General features: G+C 36.7%; 12 protein-coding genes. 11 read left to right on the top strand and 1 reads right to left on the bottom strand.

All coding sequences use genetic code 11. From position 1 onward, the window contains the following. The first annotated feature begins 239 nt into the window (after positions 1-239). On the top strand, positions 240-1,274 hold the full coding sequence (gene recA, locus DBO93_RS13875; RefSeq protein WP_108456868.1) for a recombinase RecA: 1,035 nt from the start codon (positions 240-242) through the stop codon (positions 1,272-1,274). 688 nt (positions 1,275-1,962) lie between these two features. Then, entirely contained in the window at positions 1,963-2,847 is an 885-nt protein-coding gene (locus tag DBO93_RS13870) for an NAD(P)-dependent oxidoreductase (protein ID WP_108456867.1), read from the top strand. Between the two features lie 347 nt (positions 2,848-3,194). Here DBO93_RS13870 and DBO93_RS13865 read toward each other — a convergent pair whose 3' ends face one another. After that, entirely contained in the window at positions 3,195-3,935 is a 741-nt protein-coding gene (locus DBO93_RS13865) for a FadR/GntR family transcriptional regulator (RefSeq protein WP_108456866.1), read from the bottom strand. Positions 3,936-4,367: 432 nt separating this feature from the next. Between DBO93_RS13865 and DBO93_RS13860 the strand changes: the two genes are divergently transcribed. The 9 genes from DBO93_RS13860 (at position 4,368) to DBO93_RS13820 (ending at position 19,696) form a co-directional block, all read left to right on the top strand. After that, on the top strand, positions 4,368-6,638 hold the full coding sequence (locus tag DBO93_RS13860; RefSeq protein ID WP_108456865.1) for a polysaccharide lyase 6 family protein: 2,271 nt from the start codon (positions 4,368-4,370) through the stop codon (positions 6,636-6,638). Between the two features lie 83 nt (positions 6,639-6,721). Next, positions 6,722-8,911 carry a heparinase II/III family protein gene (locus DBO93_RS13855; protein ID WP_108457855.1) on the top strand — a complete coding sequence of 730 codons (2,190 nt, stop codon included), beginning with the start codon at positions 6,722-6,724 and terminating at the stop codon, positions 8,909-8,911. A 9-nt stretch (positions 8,912-8,920) separates the two neighbouring features. Then, the gene (locus DBO93_RS13850; protein WP_108456864.1) at positions 8,921-9,301 is read left to right on the top strand and encodes a cupin domain-containing protein; all 381 of its coding nucleotides are present in this window, start codon (positions 8,921-8,923) and stop codon (positions 9,299-9,301) included. After that, complete coding sequence (locus DBO93_RS13845) at positions 9,298-10,596, top strand: MFS transporter (RefSeq protein ID WP_108456863.1); 1,299 nt, start codon at positions 9,298-9,300, stop codon at positions 10,594-10,596. The genes DBO93_RS13850 and DBO93_RS13845 overlap by 4 nt, the downstream gene beginning before the upstream one ends. A 78-nt stretch (positions 10,597-10,674) precedes the next feature. Continuing rightward, the gene (locus DBO93_RS13840; RefSeq protein ID WP_108456862.1) at positions 10,675-11,610 is read left to right on the top strand and encodes a sugar kinase; all 936 of its coding nucleotides are present in this window, start codon (positions 10,675-10,677) and stop codon (positions 11,608-11,610) included. Between the two features lie 73 nt (positions 11,611-11,683). Then, on the top strand, positions 11,684-12,304 hold the full coding sequence (gene eda / locus DBO93_RS13835; RefSeq protein ID WP_108456861.1) for a bifunctional 4-hydroxy-2-oxoglutarate aldolase/2-dehydro-3-deoxy-phosphogluconate aldolase: 621 nt from the start codon (positions 11,684-11,686) through the stop codon (positions 12,302-12,304). Between the two features lie 397 nt (positions 12,305-12,701). Then, positions 12,702-14,021 carry a surface lipoprotein assembly modifier gene (locus DBO93_RS13830; protein WP_108456860.1) on the top strand — a complete coding sequence of 440 codons (1,320 nt, stop codon included), beginning with the start codon at positions 12,702-12,704 and terminating at the stop codon, positions 14,019-14,021. A 9-nt stretch (positions 14,022-14,030) separates the two neighbouring features. Continuing rightward, positions 14,031-15,227, top strand: a complete 1,197-nt coding sequence (locus DBO93_RS13825; RefSeq protein ID WP_108456859.1) for a FecR family protein — start codon at positions 14,031-14,033, stop codon at positions 15,225-15,227. A gap of 17 nt (positions 15,228-15,244) precedes the next feature. Then, positions 15,245-19,696 carry a tandem-95 repeat protein gene (locus tag DBO93_RS13820; protein ID WP_108456858.1) on the top strand — a complete coding sequence of 1,484 codons (4,452 nt, stop codon included), beginning with the start codon at positions 15,245-15,247 and terminating at the stop codon, positions 19,694-19,696. Positions 19,697-19,729: the final 33 nt, after the last annotated feature.

The raw sequence follows: 19,729 nt of genomic DNA, 5'->3' as shown, positions 1-19,729 counted from the left end.
ATAAAAGTATTATCACTGTGTTTTTTCAGGATTATATTTAGTAGTAACTTTTTACAACAAAATAATAAAAAGTTATGTTGCTCTATAAAATCATTTGATATCAATAAATTAAAAGTATCGGTTGGTTGTTTTTTGTTTATGAAAAAAATAATTCAATAAAAAACTTGATACTGTACGACTATACAGTATACTTTGCTCAATTAAACGAATTAAGCACCTAAATCATTCTGGAGCAACAAATGAACGATAACAAAGAAAAAGCATTATCAGCTGCCTTAAGCCAAATAGAACGCCAATTTGGTAAAGGTTCAATTATGAAGTTAGGTGATAATCGCAGCATGGACGTTGAAACAATTTCAACGGGTTCATTAGGATTAGATATCGCACTAGGTGCTGGCGGTTTGCCGCTTGGACGTGTTGTAGAAATTTACGGTCCAGAATCAAGTGGTAAAACAACATTAACACTTGAAGTTATTGCTGAGGCACAACGTAATGGTAAAATTTGTGCTTTTGTTGATGCTGAGCATGCACTTGACCCTATCTATGCTGAAAAGCTTGGTGTTAATATTAATGAGTTATTAGTTTCTCAACCGGATACCGGTGAGCAAGCACTTGAAATATGTGACATGTTAACGCGATCTGGTGCGATTGACATTATCGTAGTTGACTCGGTTGCTGCGTTAACACCAAAAGCCGAAATTGAAGGCGATATGGGTGATTCACATATGGGTCTACAAGCACGTATGCTTTCACAAGCTATGCGTAAGCTTACTGGTAACTTGAAACAGTCAAATACCATGATTATTTTCATTAACCAAATTCGTATGAAAATTGGTGTTATGTTTGGTAGCCCAGAAACCACAACAGGTGGTAATGCATTAAAATTCTATGCCTCAGTTCGTTTAGACATACGCCGCATTGGCGCTGTTAAAAATGGTGATGAAATTGTTGGTAACGAAACGCGTGTTAAAGTGGTTAAAAACAAAATTGCTCCACCATTTAAACAAGTTGAATTTCAAATTTTATATGGCGAAGGTATTAACAGTTTAGGCGAGCTAGTGGACTTAGGCGTTAAAAATGAAATGGTTGAGAAAGCGGGTGCTTGGTATAGTTATAAAGGTGATAAAATTGGTCAAGGTAAAGCAAACGCAGCTAAATACCTAAAAGAGAACCCTAAAGTAGCAAAAGAAATTGATACACGTTTACGTGAGTTGCTGTTGCCGAAAACAAAACCTGCTGAAGCTGAAGAAAAGGTTGCAGCTGTAGCAAAATAAAAAATTAAGTAATACTCGATTAAAAAGCCACTGTAAAGTGGCTTTTTGGGTTATAAGTTCGGGATAACTTTTTGCAATACCTTGATCCTAATTGGTTTATAGGGCAATTTAAATATTTAAAATATGACCATATAATAAGGACGCTAATATCTATATTACCAATAATTAGTTGATTTACTGAGTGAAATTGGATTTATAGTGAGTGAGGCGAGCATCGTAAGCTATAGAGTTTTGGGATAGACGAGTAAATTTAATCTATAGAAAACAATAATGTGAGTATTATCTGTTAAGTTTGTTTAGCTGAGAGTGATAATATTTAGCAGCTTTAATTTAGCTGTCATAATGACTCATAAAACCAATTGATAAGAATGGTAAAAAATAAGGTTATTACCAATAGCTATTGATTGGTTGACACTTATTATTGTTTTGGTTAGTATCTAAATGTTCCTTATTGTTTCTAGTGTATTTAAACAATAAGCTTGTATAACTACAGTCATGCCGTATGTATTTATACCAAAATTATTACTGGGTTGAATTTAATATTAGTCTGTTGATTTAAATATCAAAGATTAACTTAAGGCTTGATTGATTTAGCCTGATTTACTCAAAAAATTAGCATGCCGCCTAGATATAAGGTGAGTAATGTTCGCACTTAGATAAACAAATACTAATATTTTAGGAGTTAGATATGACAAAACCTACTATAGGTTTCATCGGCCTTGGTCTTATGGGCGGCAACATGGTTGAAAACCTACAAACTCGTGGTTTTCAAGTAAACGTAATGGATCTTAATAAAGATGCTGTTGCAAAAGTTATAGCTCGTGGTAATGCTACTGAAGTTAAATCAGGTAAAGAATTAGCAGAGAAAAGTGACATCGTTATGCTTGCGCTAACTACTTCTAAAGTAGTTGAGTTAGTTGTATATGCTGAAGATGGTATTTTAGCGGGTATGAGTGAAGGCAAAACACTCGTTGATTTTGGTACTTCTATTCCAGATTCAACTCGTAAAATTGGTGCTGATCTTGCGAAAAAAGGTGCTGGCATGATTGATGCCCCACTGGGTCGTACTCCTGCTCATGCTAAAGATGGTTTACTTAACATTATGGCCGCTGGTGATATAGAAACTTTTAATAAAGTTAAACCAGTTTTAGAGCAACAAGGCGAAAACGTATTTTACCTAGGCGCTTTAGGTGCAGGTCATACAACTAAGCTAATTAACAACTTCATTGGTATGACGACTGTTACTGCTATGTCACAAGCTTTCGCAGTAGCTAAAGCTGCAGGTGTTGATGGACAGCAGTTATTTGACATTATGTCTGCAGGACCATCTAACTCACCATTTATGCAGTTTACAAAGTTTTATGCTGTAGACGGTGAAGAAAAATTAGGTTTCTCTGTTGCGAATGCAAACAAAGATCTTGGTTATTTCAATCAAATGGTTTCAGATTTAGGTGGCGAGTCATTAATCGCTCAAGGTACTTCTGCTAACCTTCAAGCTGCTGTTGATGCTGGTCTTGGCCAAAGCGATGTGCCAGTTATATTTGATTACTTTAATACTAAACTAGCTAAGTAATTAGAAATAATTAAATACTAAAGTGCTTTAATAGGCTTTTTAGTATTCTAAAAATACCAAAGATCTTTAATCGGGTCTTTGGTATTTTTTTAATTAAAATACGCATATTGCGAGATAACGTTGATATAACTTGAGGTTGTTTTGATGTGATAGTGATGATGAAAAGCGTTAAGTATCTGCGGTAATTACTGTTAGTTAGTTAGTTAGTTAGTTAGTTAGTTAGTTAGTTAGTTAGTTAGTTAGTTAGTTAGTTAGTTAGTTAGTTAGGTAGTTAATTAATTAGTTAGATAAACAAAAGGCCTCTTATAAAGAGGCCTTTTGTTTTGTAAAGCGTTAGCTCTTACTGATTAAATTTCGGTAGAGGTAGGAATCGAATAAAGCCCACGTTTTTCGCTGTTTTTTTGTTTTATTTCTTCTAGGGCTCTTAACTCTACGGCGTCAAATAAGGCATTAATTAAACGATTAAAATGGCCATGCATAGCAAACCTTGCCTGCGTCGAGTCACCTGATTTCAGCGCTTGATAGATTGCTGTATGTTCAGCTAAAGTTTTTGAATTATCTTTACTACAAACACTGTCATAGTCTTTAATAATTTCAGGTGTTGAAGAACGTAACTTCCAGAGGTTTTGTACTGATAAAATCATTGCGCTATTGCGAGTAGCGTTAGCAATAATTTGATGGAATTCTTTATCAGCCGCTGCAATAAATTGGCCTTTTTCCATATCAACTAAGGTTTGGTGTAAGCGATTAAGTTCGTCTTCAGTAATGGTAGTCGCAGCAATTGCAGCTACTTCACCTTCAATTAATGCTCTTGCTTGAGTAACTTCAAATGCATTTACTTGCTTGTGTGAGCCATTTAATTGGTTAACCGGCTTTAAAACGTAAACGCCTGAGCCAGTTTTTACTTCAATTTTTTCACGAACTTCTAACGCAATTATAGCTTCACGAATAGTAGGTCTACTCACTTTAAAGGTTTCTGCTAATTCTCTTTCTGGTGGTAAGCGACTTCCAGGGGAGTATATACCAGAATCTATTAAAGCTTCTATTTTGTCTACAATACCCCAAAACAGCCTGCGGTTGCTGCCCATATTCTTTTCCTTAGCTAACTTCATTAAAGTAAAAACATATATCATTCATGATATCGTTTTCTCTCGCTTATGGCAAAACTAAAAAGCGGTGGTTTTTTAGTTATATACCATTTTGGTCTAGAGGTAAATATAATTTAGGTAACCATTTCTTGCAATAAACTTTATTTTTATTATTACCAATTGTTGTTTATCTGGTAATGTGATTTGGTTGACAATCGCTAGTGATATCAGTTAAATTAAATCGATTGTTATTTAGAAGTATTGCGTGACCTATTTTTTTGCATGGAAAATGGTGCTTAACAGCCGATTTATGCTTAATGTGGTAAGCCACTTATTTAGGAAAGCTCAGTTTAATTAATAAAATATGTTGGCGGGATTTAACATTTATCGATAAATCGTCAAATTTTACACTTTAATTTTATAGGTCATTTTATGCAACAAACAAAATTATCATCCTACTTACTGTGCTGTTTCACTATAGCATTATGCTTAGCATTATCAGCAAGCCCATTGGTTGCTAAAGAATGGTTGGTTGATAGCCAAACCGCATATAAAAAGGCGCTTAAAAAAGTTAAAGCGGGTGACAACATTGTATTAGCCAATGGTACTTATAATAATTTTGAAATTTTGTTTGAAGGTAAGGGCACAAAAGAACAGCCTATTACGTTAAAAGCTGAAACTAAAGGTAAGGTTTTTTTGACGGGCCAATCTAACTTGCGTTTAGCAGGGAAACATTTAGTTGTTTCAGGTCTTGTATTTAAAGATGGCTTTACACCAAGTAGCGCTGTTGTTGCTTTTAGAAGTAATAAAGACAATTTAGCCTTTCATTCACGTGTGACAGAAGTGGTTATTGATAACTTCACTAATCCCGATAAGCGAGAGTCTGATTACTGGGTTGCTATTTATGGCCAATATAATCGTCTAGATCACAATTACCTTTCGGGTAAACGAAATAAAGGTGTCACTGTAGCCGTTCGTCTTAATACCAAAGAGAGTCAAGAAAATCATCATCAAATAGATCACAATTATTTTGGTCCACGTCCAATCCTAGGCTCTAATGGTGGAGAAACACTGCGTATTGGCACGAGCCATTACTCTTTATCAAACTCTTTCACTGTGGTTGAAAATAATTACTTCGACCGTTGTGACGGTGAAGTTGAAATTATTTCAGTTAAGTCAGGTAAAAATGAAATTCGTAACAATGTTTTCTTTGAATCAAGAGGAACACTTACTTTGCGCCACGGTAATGGCAACTTAATCGAAGAAAATGTTTTTATTGGTAATGGTGTTGATCATACTGGTGGTATTCGTGTTATTAACAAAGACCAAATTATTCGTAACAATTACCTAGAAGGTTTAACAGGTTATCGATTTGGTAGTGGCTTCACCGTAATGAATGGTGTGCCTAACTCATCCATTAACCGTTATCATCAAGTTGAAAACGCATTAATCGAAAACAATACTTTAGTAAATGTAAAACATATTCAACTTGCCGCTGGTAGTGATGCAGAAAGAAGTGCGGTACCTATTAATTCAACGATTAAAAATAATTTAATTATTAATGAAGATGGTCAACAACCATTTACTTTATTTGATGATGTTAGTGGTATTAAGTTTAAAGGTAATGTGGCGAATACGTCTGCGTTGGAGTCGCTTGCATCAGGCATTGAAAAGCAAAATGTTGAACTTAAGAGAGCTGAAAACGGCTTACTATACCCAGTATCTTCAAAATTTGCTGATAAAGGAGCTAAAAAGAATTTAACTCCGACTTTAAAGTCAGCAACAGGTCCAAGCTGGTATTCAAAAGTTGATAGCTTAGTGGCTTTTGAATCAGGTAAAACTATCCAAGTTAAAGCCGAAGATGATGCTTTATTCGATGCGGTAGTTGCAGCAAATGACGGCGATATCCTTATATTGGCTGATGGCGAATATGAAGCCAGAAAAATGATCGATATTAATAAAACGCTAACGATTAAAGCGCAACATAAAGGTAAAGCGGTTATAACTTTTCAACGCTCTACTTTATTTCAAATTTCTGATGGCGGTAGCTTAACGCTCGATGGTTTAGCTATAACAGGTAACAGCAGTCCTGATGCATCAGGTAACACATTAGTACGCTCTCAAAAATGGGGCATGGTTGAGAATTATCGTTTTGTTATGCGTAATAGCTCGGTAAGTGCACTTGATATTAATCATTCTTTTCATTTCTTTGATGCTGGTAATGGTTCGTTTGCCGACTATATTGAATTAACCAATAATCATTTTACAAATATTACCGGTGATTTCCTGCGCTTAAATAAAGAGATTGAAGATTTAGGCATTTATAACGCTGAATATGTCATTCTTAAAAATAATATTTTTGATAATGTGCAAGGGACCTTAGTTAACTTATATCGTGGTGGTACTGATGAAAGTACGTTTGGGCCACATTTAGCTATGTTTGATAATACGATTATAAATAGTAGTAACGGCAAACGTAACAAAACATCGTCAAGCTTATATTTACATGGTGTGCAAGTTACTAATGTTGAAAGTAATACCTTTAACAACACAGCTGATATTGTCATTGAACATACAGTGGGTGAACCCATCACTGCAGTTAAAAATAATATTTTAAATAAAACAGCATCACCGAGCGTAAAAGAGTTGCATGCCAAAGGCCCGCACACTGCTGTGCTATCAAACAATAAACAAACGAATTAAGAGCTGCTATGAAATTTTTTAATCAAACGCCACATTCTTTATCAAGATTGCATGGCTTAAATGGTAGCTTGATAGCTGTAGTTATGATGGTCATGACTTTAATCGCAAGTACCAGTACTTTTGCTAGAACTAGCCCTAACCTTGTTATTACACCTGCTGATGTAAAAGACATGCGTGGTGCGATTAAACAAGATGGTCAATTTACCAAAGCTTTTGCTGCACGTAAGTCATCTGTTGATAAACAAATGGCGCAAGTGATAACCGTACCTTTACCAAAAGATGGCGGCGGTGGTTATACGCATGAACGTCATAAGAAAAACTATAAATTAATGTATGACGCTGGTGTTGTTTATCAATTAACACAAGATGAAAAATATGCTCGCTATGTTCGTGATATGTTACTTGAGTATGCCCAGCTTTATCCTACATTGCCTTTGCATCCGCAAAGAAAAATGGGTAAACAAAACCCTGGTAAGCTATTTTGGCAAAGTTTAAATGAAGCCGTTTGGTTAGTGTATACCAGCCAAGCCTACGACTTAATTTTAAGCTCATTATCTAGCACTGAAAAAACACAGATAGAAAATGGTTTATTTCGTCCAGTAGTAAAGTTTTTATCAGTAGATTCACCTGAAACATTTAATAAAGTACATAACCATGGCACCTGGACAACAGCAGCTGTTGGTATGACAGGTTACGTTCTTGGTGAGCAAGAGTGGGTTGAACAAGCGCTTTATGGTTTAGATAAATCAGGTACAGGTGGTTTTTTAAGACAACTTGATGAACTGTTCTCACCACAAGGTTATTACAACGAGGGTCCTTATTATCAACGTTATGCGCTAATGCCATTCGTTACCTTCGCGAAAGCAATTCATTCGAACCAGCCGGAACGTAAAATTTTTGAATATCGTGATGGCATAGTATTGAAGGCGATTGATACCACAATACAGTTAAGTTACAACATGCTTTTCTTCCCTATTAACGATGCAATAAAAAGTAAAGGTATTGATACTATCGAGTTAGTTAATGGTGTCACTATTGCTTATGGATTAACTCAAGATTCATCGCTACTTGATATTGCCCGTCAACAAGACCAAGTTATTTTAACGGGTGACGGATTAAAAGTAGCGAACGCGCTAGATAAAAATCTAGACACACCTTATAAATTTAAGTCAGTGGCTTTCGGTGACGGTAATGACGGCAAACAAGGTGCACTGGTTGTTATGCGTCAAAATGTTGGTGGCGAGCAAGCGGTATTATTTAAACCTGCCGCGCAAGGTTTAGGCCATGGACATTTTGATAAGCTAACTTGGCAGTTTTACGATAAAGGTGCTGAAATAGTTTCAGACTATGGCGCTGCTCGTTTCTTAAATGTTGAGGCAAAGTTTGGTGGTCGTTATTTACCAGAAAACAAAACATGGGCAAAACAAACGATTGCACATAACACCGTTGTTGTAGATGAAAAAACTCATTTCAATGCCAGTGTGAAAAAAGGTAATGCCAATCACCCTGAGTTATTGTTCTTTGCAAAAAATGATGACGTTACTATCAGTTCAGCACGTATTAATAGCACCTATGAAGGTGTATCTCTAAAACGTACGATGGCATTAATTAATTTACCTATGCTTAACAGTAAAGATGCTGAACAGTCATTGGTGGTTGATATTTTTGATGTTAACTCTAACGAAGAACATCAGTACGATTTACCTGTTCACTACAAAGGTCACTTAATTAGCACAAACTTTGAGTTAGCGACTAACTTAACCAGTTTACCTGTACTTGGAAAAGACAATGGCTATCAACATTTATGGTTGAAAGCACAAGCTCAACCGAATGCCGGCTTATCACAAATAACATGGTTAAATGATAACGGTAGGTTCTACACAAGCTCAACGATTATGGATGGCGATGCTTCAATCATCTTTACTCAAATTGGTGCTAACGATCCGCTGTTTAATTTACGTAATGAAAATGCCTTTATTAATCGTAAAGCAAAAGCTAGCAACCATACTTTTGTTAGCGTATTAGAACCTCATGGTGAATATAACCCGTCAAAAGAATTTACCGTATCAGCAGTAAGTAAAGTACAACAGTTATCACATAAAAAAATTAATAATATAGATTTAGTGGAAATTATTCTTAGTGGCAATAAACATTATTTATTAGCGTTTAATGCAACAGATAAAATCAAAAATAATCAACTAAACACATTTTCATTTAATGGCTCTAAATATCAATTTGATGGCCGTTTTAAATTGTTCAACATTAAAGAATAGGGGTTAGTCATGAGTCAGAGTGCACATTTTACATTAGGTAATGAAGAAAAAATTGAAGACATAGGCGGCGGATTAAAGCGTCAAATGTTAGGTTACAACCATGAGTTGATGGCCGTTAAAATTTGGTTTGAAAAAGGTGCTATTGGATACAATCATGCACACAGACATTCACAAGTTACTTATGTGGTTGAAGGTGAGTTTCACTTTAATATTGATGGCGTAACCACAATTTTAAAAGCAGGTGATAGTTGCTTTATGCCTCCTCATGCCGACCATGGTGCTACCTGTCCTACTGGTGGTATTTTAATTGATACATTTAGCCCTGCACGTGAAGATTTTGTTGAAGAAGGTGCTTTTGACCATATTCATAATAAGGAAACTAGCGCATGAAAATGAAAAATTTGCGCTGGTGGGTTATTGCCCTTATTGCGTTAGCTACTGTTATTAATTACATTGACCGTTCCGCTCTGAGCGTACTGTGGCCTGATATTGTTGAAGATCTTTTTCCAGATGAATCAGCTTTAGAGCGTAAGCAAATATATGCGAATATTTCTATCGTATTTATCTTGTCGTATGCTTTTGGTCAAGCCATCTTTGGTAAGATATTTGACTGGATAGGCACACGTCTAGGTTTTGTGTTGTCTATCGGTGTTTGGTCACTGGCTACAGCGGCTCATGCTTTTGCACAAGGTGTACTTAGTTTTAGTATCTTCCGCGCTATTTTAGGTGTTGCAGAGGCTGGTAACTGGCCTGGCGCAGCTAAGAGTAATGCTGACTGGTTCCCAACTAAAGAACGTGCTTTAGCGCAAGGTATTTTTAACTCAGGTGCGGCTATTGGCGGCATTATCGCTATTCCATTAATTGCATACTTAACCGTATACTTTAACTGGCAGATGGTCTTTATTGTTATCGGTTTAGTTGGTTTACTATGGCTAATTCCTTGGATCATATTGGTTAAAGCTCCGCCTAAGTCTCACCCTTGGATCACGGATGAAGAACGCGAATATATTTTAACCGGTCAACGTAATCCTGATGCTGATTGTACTTTAGACGAAAAAGAATATAACCCTTCGACTAAAGAATTACTTTCTCGTAAAGAAAGCTGGGGGGTCATTATTGCCTCTGCTGCGATTGACCCTATTTGGTGGTTATTTGTCTTTTGGATCCCTATTTATTTAAATGAAGTTTATGGGATGGATGTTAAGTCTATTGGTATTTACGGTTGGGTTCCTTATGTTGGTGCTATGTTTGGCGCTTGGTTTGGCGGCTTACTTGCTCAAAACCGTATTAAAGCAGGTTGGAACACCGATAAAACGCGTAAGCTGACTATTACCTTAGGTTGTTTGATCATGTTACCTGCATTATTAGCTATGGCTAACCCGGGTGGACCAACGACTGCTGTAATTATCATGGCCGTTATTCTATTTGGTTTCCAAACCGCTATTGGTAATGTTCAAACCCTACCAAGTGATTTATTTGGTAAAAAAGCTGTGGGTACCTTAGCTGGTTTTTCTGGTATGGCAGCGAAATTTGGCGCGCTAGGATTAACGGCATTAGTGCCTATTTTGACTGCTGACGGTAATTATACTCCGGCATTTGTTATTGGTGCGTCTTTAGCTGTAATTGCAATAGCTGCTATTTGGATATTAATTCCAAAAGTTGAGCCATTGAAAGCTAAAAGCTAGAAGCGATAAGCATAAATTCTCGGGATTCTAATGCCGAGAATTTTATTATTTTTAAGTAAAGTTATTAAGGTTTTGTAAATGAAAAACATTTTTTTATTCGGTGAATGTATGATTGAATTGATGGCCGCTTCTAAAGAGCAGCCAGCTAACACAATGAAGCAATCGTTTGCTGGAGATGTTTTTAACACTGCAGTTTATCTAAAACGTACTTTTGCTGATTTGAAAGTACATTTGGTTACCGCTGTAGGTAAAGATCAATTCAGCCTTGATATGATCCAATATTTTGAAAGTGAAAACATTGGTACCGATTTTGTGTACCAATCAGAAACTAAAATTCCCGGTTTATATTCTATTCAACTTGATGACGAAGGTGAGCGTAGCTTCACTTATTGGCGTGAAAATTCTGCTGCTCGTCAAGTTATGCAACATATAACGAATGATGCTATTAGTCGATTATCTATCGGTGATATGTTTTTCTTTTCGGGAATCTCTTTAGCAGTACTTGAGCCGTCGGCGCGAGCTTCTTTCTGGTCTTTAATTGATAAACTAAAAGCTGCAGGGGTAAAAATAGTATTTGATCCTAACTATCGTCCTCGTTTATGGAGCAGCCCTGAAGAAGCACAAGATCAATTCGAATTAGCATTACAAAAATCTGATTTGTCACTACCTGGTGTTGATGACTTTGAACAGTTGTTTGGTATGAAAACAGCTGAAGAAGTTAATGAATATTGTCAACAATTTGGTTTAAATGAATTGGTCATCAAAAACGGTGAACAGGGTATTTTAGTGGTTGTTAATGGTGAGGTTACTCACTTCTCAATTACCCCGGTTAAGAACGTTGTTGATACAACGTCAGCGGGTGATTCATTTAATGGTGTTTATCTTGGTGCGCGCATTGAAGGGCACTCGGTTGCTGAGTCAATCGCTTCAGCTTCTAAGGCCGCAGGTTTTGTTATACAGCACAAAGGTGCAATTGTAGATAAAGACGCTTATCAAGAGTTTATGGCGAATTAGTTATTAAATCTTATTGGCCAGTATTTTTTCGTTTAGTTTAACTATTTTATAAAATTGTTCAAAAGGAACACTCATGACATTATTCTCTACTTTAATGGGAAAGCAAAAGTTGCTCCCTATTATACAGGCAGACTCAGTTAATCAAGGATTAGAAATAGCGAAGGCTATGTCTGCTGCCGGTATTGGCTTAGTAGAAGTTGTATTAAGAACAGAAGCATCACTTGATGTGATTAAAGCTATTAAGCAAGAGCTTCCAGCCTTAAAAGTTGGCGCGGGTACTATTATAGATGCTGATATTTTAAAACAAGCAATTGATGCCGGTAGTGATTTTATTATTACGCCTACCATTACAAATAGCCTGTTAACACATTTAGCAAAATGTACCGTTCCCGTGCTTCCAGGTGTATCTAATACTTCTGATATTCTGTTAGCTAAAGAGTTTGGTTATAGTGAAGTGAAGTTATTTCCTGCTTCGTTGTCTGGTGGCGCTCCTTTTTTGAAGGCGATGGGATCAGTTTTTAAAGATATTTCGTTTTGTCCTACAGGCGGAATTAACCAAGCCAATCAACATGAATTTTTAGCGTTGAATAATGTTTTTGCGGTTGGTGGTACTTGGATCGCTAATCCAGAATGGGTTGCTAATGAACAATGGTCTAAAATTACTGACGCATGCAAAGCGGCGTTAAATAATTAATAAAGCCTCTATTATTGATGATTAATCTAAGCCAGTGAACTCTATTGTGTTCATTGGCTTTTTTGTTTCTAACCTGAAGATTTGTGAGTGAATTTCAATAGGCACTAACGTGTTCTTAGTGACTTATATAGCGTTGATAACCCACTTTTTATTATCCCATACCCGAATGTATTTACGTTAAATAACAAATATCTCGCCAAATTTATCTATCAAAGCATTCAATTCAATTTTTCTTATTGCCCTAACAATAATTATGAATAGTCGAAGCAGTAAACTTCATCAAGTTTTAGCGTTTATATGGTGTTGATAATCATCAATTTAGGCATTATTTAATTGCTTTTCTACGGTTTATAAGTTTGAATGAAGTAATAATAATATTTATAAAAAGGATGGTCGAGTGAAGAACGTTTTATTAGTTACTTTCTTGTTGTTATTCACCAGTAACGCTATTGATGCGAAAACGTTTCGAGACAACAGTGCCTATGTTGAATTAAGACAAAAAATTAAAGAGAATGATGCTAACAGTGCATGGCAACTGGCAACCAACCTTGAAGATGAACACTTAGGTGATGTCGACTTTGATTTTCTTTATGGTCTTACCGCGCTTCAAGTAAAAGAGAATGAGCGTGCGGTGTATGCTTTTGAACGTGTCGTTGCTAATAAACCGCAGTGGTTAGATGCACAGCTTTATCTCGCTCGTACTTATCATCTGATGAAAAATTATCATGCTTCCAATGATATTACTCAATCGTTAATTAATATCGATGCCATATCTCCTAAACTTAAAGCGTCAGCCGAGAACTTAAACCGTCAGTCACACGCAGCGCTAAATAAGCAATCATTATTCATTCAGCAATCTGTTAATGTCAGTTTGGGCTATGACTCCAATATAAATGCCGGTACTAGCGAAGATAATATTTATTTACCGTTTTTAGATCAAGAAATCATCCTATCGGAAAATAGTAAAGAGAACAGTGATAGTTATCTGGGACTTGGTTATCAGTTAATAGGTAGCAAGGCGTTAACGCAATCATCTAAATTAACTTTTTTTGGTAGCGGTAAATTACATAATTTTAATAATGACTCAGAATTCAACCGATTTACGCTACGAACTAACATGCAATATCATAAAGATTTTGAAGCCTTTAGTACTAATGTTGGTGTTAGGGCAGTACCTCTTTGGTTGGATGGTGAATATTACCGTACACAATATGGTGCCACGTTAGGTTTAAGTAAGACTATTGATCAACAATGGATGGTTTCAACACAGGCTTTTGTTGGACAATCTAAAAATGACATTAATAAACTTTTAAACACCGATGATGCTTCAATTCAAATATCTACTCAGTATCTAATGCAAAAATGGCGACATGTTATCTCACTAATCTACTCTCAAGAAGAGAGTGAATTTGTCGAAAGTCAGCATAACAGTAAAGATACCAACACCATTAATTACATGGTTAACTTTGCTATTAATCAACAATGGCTAGCAACGGCTAATATTAGTTATCAACACCAAGCTTATCAGTATGATCATCCTTTCTTCTTAGAAAAGCAGAAGGATGACCTGTGGTTGTTTAGTTCGTCAATTCAATATAAAGATTCTGCGAATTGGACATATCAATTAAGTGCTAATATGCAAGACAAAGACAGTAATCTTGCACTTTTTTCATATCAACGCGCTGAGATTAATTTATCTGCTCGTATGAGCTTCTAGGGGTAAACGATGAACAAATTAAAGTATCTAACCAGCAGCAAAGTATTTAGCACTCGTTTATTATGCACTATTTTTATTTGTGTCTTGGGTTCTCAAAATACCGTTTTAGCAAGTGATGTAGCGGGTAAAACCATTTTAGCTAAGGGCACCGTAGAGTCGTTTGATTTAAACAGTAATGAAACGCGCAAACTTAAGCGTCGCTCGCAAATATTCAGTGCTGATAAAATTATTACTGGCAATAAAAGTAAAGCTCAGTTCAGCATGTCTGATGGTGGTTTAATTACCTTAAAAGAAAATACAGAAATTTTAATCACCAATTATAAATATAACCCAGAAGCAGGTGAGGCCTCGGCAACTCTCGAAGTTGTTAACGGTGGTTTTCGCTCAATCAGTGGCCTCATTAAAAAGTCTGGTGGTGATTATCAAGTTAAAACGCCGGTAGGAAGTATTGGTATTCGTGGTACTCACTTTGCTGTTGAAGTGGTTGGAGAAGAAACTTTTTTAGCTGTATACAGCGGCAATATTGATGTTGAATTAAACGATCAAAGTATTTTATCACTTGGTAGCTCAGAAGATTTCGCATTTGCCTCTGTTAACGCTCAAGGTCAAATTACACGTATGACTCAAGCCCCTGCTGCCATTTCTTTAGGCTTTTCAGATGTTTCACCTGATGCTACAGATGAAGAAAACGATACAAATGAATCACTCCAAACAGCCATTGCAGACTCAGGTGTAAGCCCTGTCGATTCCGATACACTTGATAATGAAAACCTTACTGACAGCGATGTTTATAATGAATCTGAATGGCTAGGAATTAATGGTTCATCTGTCGCAGAGTTGTTAGCAGAGCGCACAGGTACTATTGATTATAACAATGTAACCCAAAGTACGGTGATATCGAGCGCAGGTCCAATAAGTGATTTTTCTATGAACATGACCATAGATTTTGATAATGCTTCTGTACCGGGTGGCTCGTTAAGTTTTACAGACAGCCAAGGTGAATGGTTTGCGGCTTACTCAGGTTTGATAAATATCGACCAACTTGATTTAGGCATTAATTTCGCTTCACACGGTGATAATAAAGCGGAAGGTATTATATTTGCTGCTTTTACCAACGGTTTAGATGAAATTATTGGTGGTTTTAACTTACAAGAAATTAATAACCCATCAGTAAATGCTGACGGCTCATTTAATATTCGCCCATAAACATTAGGATTATAAAAATGTATATTAATAGATGTATATATATTATTACTTTATTGGGCATTACAGCTTGTGGTGGCGGTGAGTCAGCACCTGCAAAAGAAACTATTGATTCCGTCCCTGTCATAAGTTTACCACAACCCTCTAATACTCAAACGTTTGATTTAACAGGAAAGTCAGGTATAGCGCTAGCTGTACCCAAAAAAGTTGCAGGTACGCAAAGCGAAAGTAACAGCACGGTTAGTACTAGCTTTTCAAATGCTATAGGCACACTCAGACTTGCAAGCTCAACGAGTAATGTTGAAGGTAATTTAACTTTTGGGATAACAGCATCAGATACTGATGTAATGAATAAAGTATCGCTATATTTGCCGAATGCTGCTCGTAGCTTTGTTTTATGTTCGAATAATTGTACTCCAGATTTTCAAGCAACAATCACAGGTTTTAACCCACAATTTGCCAATGAAGTCGCCGGTTCATTACGTATAGAACTTATCGTAGAAGACAATTTAGGCAATAGTGCAGTAGTCGATGCGCTTAGTGTTAACTGGCAACCGATTCAAATTTCAGCGATTAGTGCAAGTCGAGAAAATGGAACTGTTACCGTTTCTTGGTCAGGTAACTCAGCGCTTGAACGTTATAATTTATATGCAGCTACTGAAGTTGGAATAACTTCTGAAAATGCGATTGAACTTGAAAACGGTATCCAACAACTCGCCATTAATGGCACAACGGCACAATTTACGGATGTGGATGAAAGCAAGAATTATCATTTGCTTGTTACTGGTATCGATAATGGTGGTGAAAGTGGGAAGTCAGTGCCTTATAGCCTAGCTAAACTTGGCGGTGTGACTAACTTGCCTCCTGTGGCAAATAATGACAATTATCAAGTTAATGAAGACGAACCCCTAACTGTTAATGTTCTGGATAATGACTTTGATCCGGAAGGCTTAGCATTAATAATCGACAGTATTTTATTACCGCCTTTTAATGGCACATTAACGCAAGATGACGCCGGTAACTTTACCTATGTACCGAGGTTAAATTTCCATGGTAGTGATAGTGCCAGTTACCGAGTTATCGATGCTGAAGGTGCAACGGCAGAAGCCACTGTTTTTTTTGAAGTGTTATCTGTTAATGACAACCCTATTGCTGTAGATGATACCTATGGCGTTGATGTAAATGGCAACATTGTTGCCGATAACACCAATTTATTAAACAACGATTCAGATATAGATGGTGATGATTTAACTGTATCAACTACACCTATTACGCCTGCACAGTTTGGTACTGTATCAATCAATGCGGATGGCAGTTTTTCTTATCAATCTTCTGGTGTTTTAACTGAAAATGACCAGTTTGTTTATCAAGTTACCGATGGTCAAGGTGGCACAGCTACCGCAACCGTGACTATATTACCTAACGGTAATGTTTTACCACCTATCGCGCTGAATGATGATTATATCGTCAATGAGGACAACACACTGGTGATAACCTCAGTTAGTTTAGGTGTTTTAGCTAATGATAGTGATCCGAATGATTTACCATTTGAATTACAAGAAACGCTACTTATTCAGCCACAACACGGACAATTAAATTTAGCACTAGATGGCACATTTACTTATATCCCTAATAGTAACTTTTTTGGTGTTGATCAATTTCAATACCAAATAAGAAATTCGGCTGATTTAGTTGCACAGGCTTTTGTCACAATAAAGGTTAATCCTACCGCCGATATACCGGTCGCCTTAGATGATAATTATCAAACTCAAGAAGATATTCAGTTGAATGTTGACAGTTCAAATGGCTTATTAATTAATGATGTAAATTTTGACGACTCAAATTTAACTGTCAACACAACCCCTGTAAGTGCTCCGCAAAATGGTAGTTTAGTGTTAGCTGCTGATGGCGGTTTTAGTTACTTACCCAACACTGACTTTAATGGGGTTGATAGTTTTACTTATCAGGTGATCAGTGGCACAGGGCTGACCAATACTGCTAATGTTAATATCTCGGTAATACCTTTAAATGATGCCCCTGTAGCGGTTAATGACATAGCTACAACGAATGAAGATACTCAAATCACCGTTGATGTTTTGGCAAACGATATTGATACAGAAAGCGATGTGCTTGCTATCATTTCAGTCAACTTAGAAAATGGCACAGCAGCGATTGTAAATGGCAAACTTGATATCACGCCAGCGCTAAACTTTTTTGGTGACATTACGGTCACCTATACCATAACTGATAGCATTAATGCGCCTAGTTCAGGCACACTCATGCTAACTGTTTTACCTATAAATGATGCACCAATAGCTGTTGATGACAGATATAGTCTAGGTGAAGATGCTGTGCTAAGGGTTTTAGCTAGTAGTGATAACCACTTGTTAAGTAACGATAGTGATATTGAGGGTGATACATTAACGGTTAATACCACTCCAGTAGTCAATGTTAATACCAATAACTTTACCGTAAATACTAAGGCATTGTCGGACGTTACTAATGGTAGTTTAACGCTTAATAGTGATGGTTCGTTTACTTATATTCCTAATCTGAATTTCAATGGCATCGATAGCTTTACTTACCAAATAACAGACGGTAATGGTGGCACAGCACAAGCGAGTGTTACATTAGCCGTTGCTGCACTGAATGATGTACCTGAAATAATAGTAAATAAAATATTCACGATACTTGAAGATGCAAATTTAACTAAGTTAGTGGGTGATATCGATAATTTACTGAGTGGTGCGAGTGATGCAGACGGAGACAGTTTATCAATCAATACAACTCCCGCTTTAAATGTTAATAATGGCAGCTTAACCCTAAGCGCCAATGGTGCTTTTAGTTATATCCCAAGCCTCAACTTTAATGGCACAGACAGTTTTACCTATGAAGTTTTAGATGGCAATGGTGGTAAGGCGCAAGGTAATGTTACGTTAACCGTTAGTGCAGTTAACGACCTTCCTATAGCCGTTTCAGATGCCTTCAGTATTAACGAAGATATTGTGTTGAGTATCTTAGCCACAGATGCCAATAACATATTAAATAATGATAGCGATGCTGATAGCGATACCTTAACGGTTTCTCTAGTGTCAGGGACGAGTAACGGCACGTTATCATTAAATAGTGATGGCGCTTTTAATTACACGCCTAATCTTAATTTTAATAGCACGGACAGCTTTATTTATCAGATAAGCGACGGTAATGGTGGCACGGCACAAGCAAGTGTTACCTTAACGGTTAATGCGGTTAATGATTTGCCTGTTGCTCTGGATGATAGTTATAGTTTTGCTGAAGATTTTACATGGGTTAGAGCTGTTACTGATGGTGATCAGTTATTGAGTAATGATACCGATGCTGATAGCGACGTGTTAACCGTTAATACCATGCCAATTTCGGGGGTTAGTAATGGTACATTAACCTTGAATAGCGATGGTTCATTCACTTATATACCTGATGCAGATTTTTTCAGTCAAGACAGTTTTACTTATGAGATTAGTGATGGCAAAGGCGGTACTGCACAGGCGAGTGTAACGTTAATCGTTAATGCTGTTAATGATATTCCTGTAGTTGTTAGTAATACGAAGAGTTTCACCTTCGATGAAGATATGACTTTGACCAAGTTAGCCACTGATGATAATAACCTGTTAACTGGTGCCAGCGATGTTGACGGCGATAGTTTAACGGTAACGTTAGATTCAGGTGTTACTAATAATGGCCTTCTAACGGTCAATGGTGATGGTTCGTTCCAATATATTCCTAACCTTAATATTAATGGAATTGACGCGGACACTTTTACTTATCAAGTGATTGATGGTAAAGGCGGCGTAAGCGAAACTGTTACTGTCTCGCTCAATATTCAAGCGGTAAACGATGCACCTACTCCAGATTTAGACTCTTATACTTTTAGCATTAGTGAAGGAGCAACTGACGGTGACGTAGTTGGCACAATTAGCGCGAGCGATATAGAGAGTGACCCACTGGTATATTCACTTACCTCTGGCGACATTAGCCTATTTCAAATCGACCCATCAAGCGGAGTTATCACAGTAAAAGGTACTAATCCTTTAGATTTTGAAACTAGTATCCAACATGCCTTAACTGTAACTATTACTGACAATGGCACCCCAATTGCCGAATCTAGCAATGTTACAGTTACCATTGATATCATTGATATACTTGGAGATGCAGCAATAACCGAAGAAGCAAGCTTTGGTCGCACGGTTTTTGGCTCGTTAGAATTAACTGGATTTAAAACCCAGCCTCAACTTAACAAGTCAGTAAGTGTAGGCAGTAAAGTTTACTTTATTGGCAGTATCGATAATGTAGATAAAGATGCTTATGTAGTAGCCTATAACGACGATAGCACTCTGGATACAACTTTTGGCACAAATGGTAAAAAATCATTTGATTTAGGTGCTCAGGATTACGGTAAAGCCATTGTCGAAATTGAAGGGGTTTATACCTTGTAATTGATCGGGATGATGGTATTTATACTGAAATTT

This window comes from Colwellia sp. Arc7-D, assembly GCF_003061515.1.
GTDB lineage: Bacteria > Pseudomonadota > Gammaproteobacteria > Enterobacterales > Alteromonadaceae > Cognaticolwellia.
Note: the sequence above shows the minus strand (reverse complement) of the source record. Positions and strands in the feature narration are given on the sequence as shown.

Excerpts from the sequence above, each read along its gene's own strand:
- DBO93_RS13855 (WP_108457855.1), top strand. The coding sequence starts at position 6,722 with ATGATGGTCATGACTTTAATCGCAAGTACCAGTACTTTTGCTAGAACT.
- DBO93_RS13865 (WP_108456866.1), bottom strand. The coding sequence starts at position 3,935 with ATGGGCAGCAACCGCAGGCTGTTTTGGGGTATTGTAGACAAAATAGAA.
- DBO93_RS13820 (WP_108456858.1), top strand. The coding sequence starts at position 15,245 with ATGTATATTAATAGATGTATATATATTATTACTTTATTGGGCATTACA.
- DBO93_RS13840 (WP_108456862.1), top strand. The coding sequence starts at position 10,675 with ATGAAAAACATTTTTTTATTCGGTGAATGTATGATTGAATTGATGGCC.
- DBO93_RS13845 (WP_108456863.1), top strand. The coding sequence starts at position 9,298 with ATGAAAATGAAAAATTTGCGCTGGTGGGTTATTGCCCTTATTGCGTTA.
- DBO93_RS13860 (WP_108456865.1), top strand. The coding sequence starts at position 4,368 with ATGCAACAAACAAAATTATCATCCTACTTACTGTGCTGTTTCACTATA.
- DBO93_RS13870 (WP_108456867.1), top strand. The coding sequence starts at position 1,963 with ATGACAAAACCTACTATAGGTTTCATCGGCCTTGGTCTTATGGGCGGC.
- DBO93_RS13850 (WP_108456864.1), top strand. The coding sequence starts at position 8,921 with ATGAGTCAGAGTGCACATTTTACATTAGGTAATGAAGAAAAAATTGAA.
- recA (WP_108456868.1), top strand. The coding sequence starts at position 240 with ATGAACGATAACAAAGAAAAAGCATTATCAGCTGCCTTAAGCCAAATA.
- DBO93_RS13825 (WP_108456859.1), top strand. The coding sequence starts at position 14,031 with ATGAACAAATTAAAGTATCTAACCAGCAGCAAAGTATTTAGCACTCGT.
- eda (WP_108456861.1), top strand. The coding sequence starts at position 11,684 with ATGACATTATTCTCTACTTTAATGGGAAAGCAAAAGTTGCTCCCTATT.